A 7142-nucleotide genomic window follows, 5' to 3' on the forward strand; every position below is an offset into this window, starting at 1 on the left:
CACAGAAACAGACATAAAAAACGCCATCCTTTCCTATGATTCTACAGAAAGAATAGCGTATTTTTTCATTTTAGGAAACCATGCAATTTTTAATTTGCTGACATTGTGGAGTAATACAAAACATAAATAGAAAAAATCCCTAACAATATCCAAAAGAATTGTTAGGGATTTTTTTATTCTTTATTAAAAGACTAACAGGTGACTTGCAAAGCAAGTTACCTGATGTTACACTCTAACTACATACTAACTTGCATAGCAATCTACTGAAAGGAGATGAATCGATGCATAGCCAAATGCTAAAAGGTGTATTAGAAGGCTGTATTTTATATATCATCTCACAAGAAGAAGTATACGGTTATGAACTAAGTACCAAATTGAATCAATATGGCTTTACGTTTGTAAGTGAGGGCAGTATTTATCCACTTTTATTGCGTATGCAAAAAGAAAAGTTAATCGAAGGAACTTTGAAAACCTCTAATCTAGGACCTAAACGTAAGTATTATCATTTAACAAAGAAGGGATTAGAACAATTAGAGGTATTTAAGGAAAGTTGGGATATGGTATCAACAACTGTAAATCGGTTACTAGGAGGGGAAAAACAAAATGAAACCAGATGAAATGGCTAAAATGAATAATGAAAAAAGAAAGCTACTAACAGAAGAAAATGAACTAGCTTATGGAAATATGTTAGTGTATATTCGCTGTTCAAATGTTCCTGAAAGGCAATCAGAAGAACTATTATTGGAGATTTTAGACCACCTTCTTGAATCTCAAAAAGAAGGGAAAAATGCTTATGATGTATTTGGGGAGGATCTTCCAGCGTATTGTGACGAATTAATTGCCGCATTACCTCAACAACCAATGTTTGAAAAATTTTCAACAATTGGTTTTATTATTAGTTTACTACTTGCTATTCAATTTGGAGTAGATACGATATCCGCTGTAATAACTTCGTTTTTTCAAAAAAACTATCCAACTGAAGGTGTGTCATTTGATATTCTGGAAACCACACTATCTGTCATAATTCTTATTGGAGGTCTTTATATTATTTTATATGTAATGAAAGGATTCTCGTTTAAATTCATAATGAATTGGAAGAGCCGAATTATATTTGTATTATCAATTTCTATTCCATTTGGAATATCAGTATTATTACATATGTATTTTAAAAAATACCCTTATCTTTCTTATAACTTAAGTTTATGGCAAGGTGCCTTGATAGCTCTATTTTTCTATATTTTATATAAATTTTTATTTAAAGCATCAAGATTCCAATAACTTATTTAAAGAGCACATATATCGCTATAAAGCTAACAAAATTAAATTTTCTTAAAATGAAAAAATACGCTATTCTTTCTGTAGACTCATAGGAAAGGATGGCGTATTTTTTGCTTTAGGGATAATAAAAAACTAGATTGATAGGGATTTGTTTTAACTCCCAGTACACCAATTAATCAAAAATAAAATAATTCTTCAAATTTTTTATCTAGTGCTATACAAAGTACTAATGCTAACTTTGCAGTTGGACAAAATTGTCCTGTTTCAATAGAACTAATTGTTTGCCTAGATACTCCTACCATTTCAGCTAATTCTCCCTGTGATATTTTTTTCTCAGCTCTTGCTACTTTCAAACGATTTTGCAGTACTAATTCATCTTTCAATTATCATCCCTCCAGAAAGAAAGCTATGGCACTTGCAATTGTACTCATTATTGCTAAAATGCTTGCAATAAGAAATTTTTGTGCTTTCAATTTTTTAAACTTATAAAAGCTTGTACTAGCTATATAACCAGAAAAAATTGAAATTAATTCGTAACTTTTAATACCATGCATCAATTTCCAAGAACTAAAAAATAGGACTAAAACAAGCACAGCTATTAAACCGTAACTAGATGAATCTAATTCTATAAGTTCTTTACGTTCATCTCTCCCCATTCTTTTGTATTTTCTTAATATCTCTTCTTTTTGCATCATTAGTAACCACCCCTTATTAATTATATTTTTATTGTACAGTTTTATTATCATTATGACAAGTTAACTTGTCATAATGATAATAAAACTTGTCTTTAAGGTGCATAGTAATACAATTTGTATAGATATAAAATTTTCATTCTGGGGGTAATTAAGAATCTTAGCTTGATAGCGATGTGGTGCTATCCCTAAAGGGAAAAATTAATACCTTTTTACAAATAACAGGAAATGATATTACACCTTGATGGAGTAAATCCCCCTTCACTTCCTCTATTTAATTCTTTGGTAAGGATATATTTTCCTGATGATAATCATAACCTATATCAGAATTTCATTTATTATAGGAAAATTCCAAAAGGGGTGAATGTGATGGGTTTCCCGCCTCAACAACAAAGTAAACCTGGCATTGAATCATTAATGATACCTAGACCTATATTTGATAATCCCAATTACAAACCAGCCGGTAAACTTATAAATAAGGTAGCGCTTATAACTGGTGGGGATAGTGGAATTGGGAGGGCTGTCGCTGTAGCCTTCGCGAAAGAGGGTGCAGACATAGCAATTTCATACCTAAATGAGCATAGTGATGCAAAAGAAACGGAGTTCTATGTTAAAAAGTATGGCCGTAGTTGCATTACCATTCCAGGTGATATTGGGTATGAGCATCATTGCCAACAAGCAGTAATGCAAACAATTCACCAATTTGGTCGTATTGACATTTTGGTGAATAATGCCGGTGTACTATACATAAGGAACAGTCTACTTGATGTAGATTCTAACCAACGAACAAGTACCTTTCACACAAATGTTTTTTCTCAGTTTATTTTGACGAAAGCTGCTTTGCCATATATGAATTCAGGGAGCTCCATAATAAATACAACATCCCTTAGTGCCTATCATGGAGATCAAGATGCAATTGACTACGCGGCATCTAAAGGAGCCATTGTTTCCTTTACACGTTCGCTGTCATCGTCACTGGCACCGCAAGGGATCCGAGTTAATGGTGTGGCCCCAGGACCAATTTGGACTCCATTAATTCCATCTTCCTTGCCTCCAGAATGGCTTGCCACATTTGGAGACCATGTTCCTATGAAGCGAGCCGGTCAACCGTTTGAAGTGGCACCTGCTTATGTATTCTTGGCATCCGAAGATGCATCTTACATATCAGGACAAATTCTGCACGTGAATGGTGGGGAAATTATAAACGGTTAACTATTTAACAAAAAATTACTTATAAATGAATTTGTATTATATTGGCTTAAGTATTATGGAATTAAAATTACAAAAAAAACAAAATACCGTTTAACCACCCTGTAACCACTCATATAAGATTTAATTCACATCGATACCTATGGCATTGATGTGAATTTTCAAAATGCTTACAAAGAAATCTAAGAGGTCATTTTTTTAGATTCACAATCATTATTTTGAAGTTTATGTAAAAAAAGAAAAAGAATCCATTTTTTTAAAATGGATTCTTTTTTTATTACTTCTTTAACTTAGTGTAATCTATATTCTCCTGTTAATTGTTCCTCGGCCATTCGAACTAAGCGTTTTGTAATTTCTCCACCGACAGAACCATTTGCACGCGATGATGTATCAGGTCCAAGTGTGACTCCTAATTCGCGAGCAATTTCATACTTCATTTGCTCAATAGCACTTGCAGCAACTGAAATAAGAACTTCATTTGCATTATTTTCGTGTCTTTGAATATTCATCATTGCACCTCCATTATATTTGTATATAACATGTGCTTAATTTTGATATTTATACATGAGTTAACTATTTTCTTCTATTTTATTCATTGCAACATATCCGCAAAGGAAGTACCTACATTATTCTTCCGTTTCATATGCTTCTCTAAATAGATTTTTGTTGTTTGGATATTTTCATGCCCCAGCGTTTGCATTAAATGATATAGATCTGCATTTCCTTGTTCAACTGCCATGATTGCAAAAGCATGACGGAATGTATGCGCCGTTACTGGATTCTCACGATACTGCAGAAACTCTAAATTTGTCTTTTTTATCATATCTGTTACCTGATTCGATAACGTTTTTGAATTATAAAAGTTACCCCTTTGATTTACAAATAAAGGACTTTCATCTCCTTGATCCAATACAGTTTGGAACCCTCTTCTTCGTCTCATTTCACAAATACACTGATACATATGTTCCGAAATGAAAAGTTCACGCACTTTATCCCCTTTGCCCGTTACTTTTAACCAGTGCTTTCCGTCATAGTGTAAATCTTTGACCCTTGCTGTACACAATTCTTGAATTCTTGCACCCGTACTTGCCAGAGCTAGTAAAATTGTATAGTTTACTAAATGCCCTCTTTCTTTATAAAAACCTAAGATTTTCATAACTTCATCATAAGATAGGTCCCGATTTGGCCGGTCCTGTTCATTTACATTTGCGCGCTGCAGTTCTTCATGAAGAGGTTTTTCGATATAAGCAAATACATGAAGGTGTTTTAAAAACGAACGAATAAGCACTGTTTTCTTTGCAAGTGTTGCGACTGCATATGTGTCACCATTCCTACCGTTCTCTACCTTTTTCAACCAGGAATTATATTTACGAATATGCCAAGGTTGCAATGTTTTTAATAAAGAAGCATTTTGCTGTACCTCTTCCCCATTCAATTCGAACTCTTCTGCATGCTGCACCATGCACTGACAAAATGATAAGATTTCAGACACATAACCCTTTTTCGTATCCTCTTTTCTATTCTTCTTCTCATCCATATCTTTTTGTAAATGTACGAAATGATAAATTACTTCCAAGTCACTTAAATACGTATATTTACTCTTTCCCTCTTTTTCAGCTATCTCCATTTTCTCTTCCACCTTATCTACATAACGATTGTTATGCAAGAATGGAACGATATCTCTTATATTCTCTAAATATGTATCTATAAATTCACTTTTATTATTTATAATAGGTAAATCTTCTATTCTTTTTTTCTTATCCATATTTCAACTTCACCTCTCCTATTGAAGATTATGAATACAATTCTCATTATTAACTATACTATTTATTTTATTTCACTTATATCAATTATACAAATAAAAACTCATATTCTTTCTGTAAGAATGCTACATTCTTCTCTATTTACCTATAACTATATTTTTTTATAATTTATTAGTAAATAGATATTATTTAATAGCAAATGTAATAAATTTTATATCACACATACAATAAAATTCATGATAATCATTGATTAAAATATAAAACAAATTATAAATATTTATAAACTATAAAAATGTATATGATGTTTCATAAAATCTATTTCTTATTTTAAATATAAATCAGATTCTGATATGATATATACATATCTAAAATATTAGCAAACAATAATTAAGGAGGTATCCTTTCATGACACAAGATTTATTGTTTATTACAAAACCTACTGTAACGACAAAAGAGGCAGCGGACTTATTAGGAGTAACGGTACAGACAATATTAAAGAAAGAAAAAGATGGATTAATAGAATGTGTATATAAAAATAATTGGAAACAATTCGGTAGTAAAATTTTCTATTTGGAGGATATTGAGCGCTTAAAAAATAATGAAGAGGTTAAAGGACTTAGTACAAAAGAAGTAGCTGAAATTCTCAATGTAGCACCATCTACTATTTTTACATACATCAAATCTGGAAAATTACCTGCTTCAAGGATAGAAAAGCGTGGGAAACAAGTATATGTCATTGATAAAGAAGACCTAGAATCTTTCCAGCTTGATTATGAAAAAACTACAACAAAAGAGCGAAAAACATTCATTACTAAGATTCAAGATGAAGATATATATTTATATCAATTATTAACACATCAACATACCGGAAAAACAGCTAGGGTAATAGAAATCAATGGAGCAGATGGAAAGATTCTTACAGAGGATGAAGAAATTTTCCCAATATCCACCTATAAGGAGCATGATTATTCCTTTGAACCGTTCCAAAAACAAGCTGTAATTACGAAACGAGGGTATTTATCATTTTCATTTAAAAAACCTCAACTACTTAATTCCATCACTTACAATCTAATAAACTTATTTTATAAAGAGCTTGGTGTCACAAATATGCGATTGACTATTACATCAGATAATATCAAATTAGAAATTAAACCCTTCGTATTACAAGTAGAGCCATTGCAATTTCAAGAAGAGATTAAATACTTACATTCTCATATGAAATCCGGTTCAATACTTCCACATCTAGATGGGATTTATTTTAAAAGTAATGTAGAGCCATTAACTTTTCATGCAGATCATGAATTTAAACAAAAAGTAATTCAAATGGCTGCGGATGCTGGTATGAGACAGGAAGAATTCTTATTGCAAGCAGTAAAATCTTATATAACAAATTTAGAACAGCAATAAATTTGTTATCAATTAGAAAAAGCGTAGAAATTAAACCTTTCTACGCTTTTTAAATTGCTCAATTTAATCTTCATTCTTTTCTATACATTAATTATCTATATAAGGGGTACCACCACATCGCTATCAAGCTAAGCTTATGCAAAGTCAATTTTAAGCGAGATTGTTTCTTTTTTCTAAAGGGCAAGTGTAGATGATTAAAAGATTTGCATACGAAATAAACCCTAACGGGTTTCACTTTTTTGAATTAAGCGGCTTGATTATCAGACATGGTACAATTGTAAACGACACCTAATATATCAAAGACCGTTTTTTTCTCATATCGATGAGATTTCCGCCCGTTTTGCTGTAGGAGATTGAACAGGCGAAGTAACACCTTTGATAACTCTTGGATGTTTTTTTGTATAGTTTGGAATAGAAGAAGAAAATAGTCTTTAATCATATATATGGCTTTATACTCACTAAGCTCTCGTTTTTTCTTCATGAGGAGCAATTGGCGCATCTGAAACATGATAGAAGAACAGAGTAGAATGGCAATCAACTGACCATATAAATGGCACTCCAATCGTTCTGGTTTTATCTTTTTACAATGATGAATTTGAAAGAATGACTTCCACGTTTTAAATAAAATTTCAATTTGCCAACGCAAAGAATACCAGTCATGTCCCATCGGGACAATATCTGTAGGGGTGTTTGTCATATATACATTGATACCACTGAGTCGTTTACTACGAGGAGAATACTTCATTCCTTTCTTTTTTTCTCTTACAGTTTGATCTTGTAATCGTTTTTGTTG

The 7142-nt window shown here is 31.9% G+C and carries 9 protein-coding genes; 4 read left to right on the plus strand and 5 right to left on the minus strand.

What is annotated here, in order from left to right:
* The first annotated feature begins 281 nt into the window (after positions 1–281).
* Together CQZ94_RS29730 and CQZ94_RS29735 are read left to right on the plus strand one after the other, a co-directional pair.
* Positions 282–617, plus strand: coding sequence for a PadR family transcriptional regulator (locus tag CQZ94_RS29730; RefSeq protein WP_002191906.1), 336 nt, complete (start codon positions 282–284; stop codon positions 615–617).
* Complete coding sequence (locus CQZ94_RS29735) at positions 604–1278, plus strand: hypothetical protein (RefSeq protein WP_105588312.1); 675 nt, start codon at positions 604–606, stop codon at positions 1276–1278. Before CQZ94_RS29730 ends, CQZ94_RS29735 begins: the two co-directional genes overlap by 14 nt.
* A gap of 176 nt (positions 1279–1454) precedes the next feature.
* Here CQZ94_RS29735 and CQZ94_RS29740 read toward each other — a convergent pair whose 3' ends face one another.
* Complete coding sequence (locus CQZ94_RS29740) at positions 1455–1661, minus strand: helix-turn-helix transcriptional regulator (protein WP_000651002.1); 207 nt, start codon at positions 1659–1661, stop codon at positions 1455–1457.
* A gap of 3 nt (positions 1662–1664) precedes the next feature.
* Complete coding sequence (locus tag CQZ94_RS29745) at positions 1665–1970, minus strand: DUF6442 family protein (RefSeq protein ID WP_105588316.1); 306 nt, start codon at positions 1968–1970, stop codon at positions 1665–1667.
* A 369-nt stretch (positions 1971–2339) separates the two neighbouring features.
* Between CQZ94_RS29745 and CQZ94_RS29750 the strand changes: the two genes are divergently transcribed.
* A complete protein-coding gene (locus tag CQZ94_RS29750) occupies positions 2340–3182 on the plus strand; it encodes an SDR family oxidoreductase (RefSeq protein WP_105588313.1) in 843 nt (280 codons plus the stop codon).
* A 287-nt stretch (positions 3183–3469) separates the two neighbouring features.
* Here CQZ94_RS29750 and CQZ94_RS29755 read toward each other — a convergent pair whose 3' ends face one another.
* Entirely contained in the window at positions 3470–3688 is a 219-nt protein-coding gene (locus tag CQZ94_RS29755) for an alpha/beta-type small acid-soluble spore protein (protein WP_070147085.1), read from the minus strand.
* An 83-nt stretch (positions 3689–3771) separates the two neighbouring features.
* Positions 3772–4944, minus strand: coding sequence for a tyrosine-type recombinase/integrase (locus CQZ94_RS29760; RefSeq protein WP_105588314.1), 1173 nt, complete (start codon positions 4942–4944; stop codon positions 3772–3774).
* Between the two features lie 403 nt (positions 4945–5347).
* Here CQZ94_RS29760 and CQZ94_RS29765 point away from each other — a divergent pair, with 403 nt between their 5' ends.
* On the plus strand, positions 5348–6349 hold the full coding sequence (locus CQZ94_RS29765) for a helix-turn-helix domain-containing protein (protein ID WP_105588315.1): 1002 nt from the start codon (positions 5348–5350) through the stop codon (positions 6347–6349).
* 244 nt (positions 6350–6593) lie between these two features.
* On the opposite strand, the gene CQZ94_RS29770 is transcribed toward CQZ94_RS29765, so the two are convergent.
* Positions 6594–7142, minus strand: a 549-nt coding sequence (locus tag CQZ94_RS29770; RefSeq protein ID WP_142395968.1) for a transposase, incomplete at its 5' end; no start/stop codon positions are given.

Source organism: Bacillus sp. MYb209 (assembly GCF_002975175.1).
In the GTDB taxonomy this organism is placed as follows: domain Bacteria; phylum Bacillota; class Bacilli; order Bacillales; family Bacillaceae_G; genus Bacillus_A.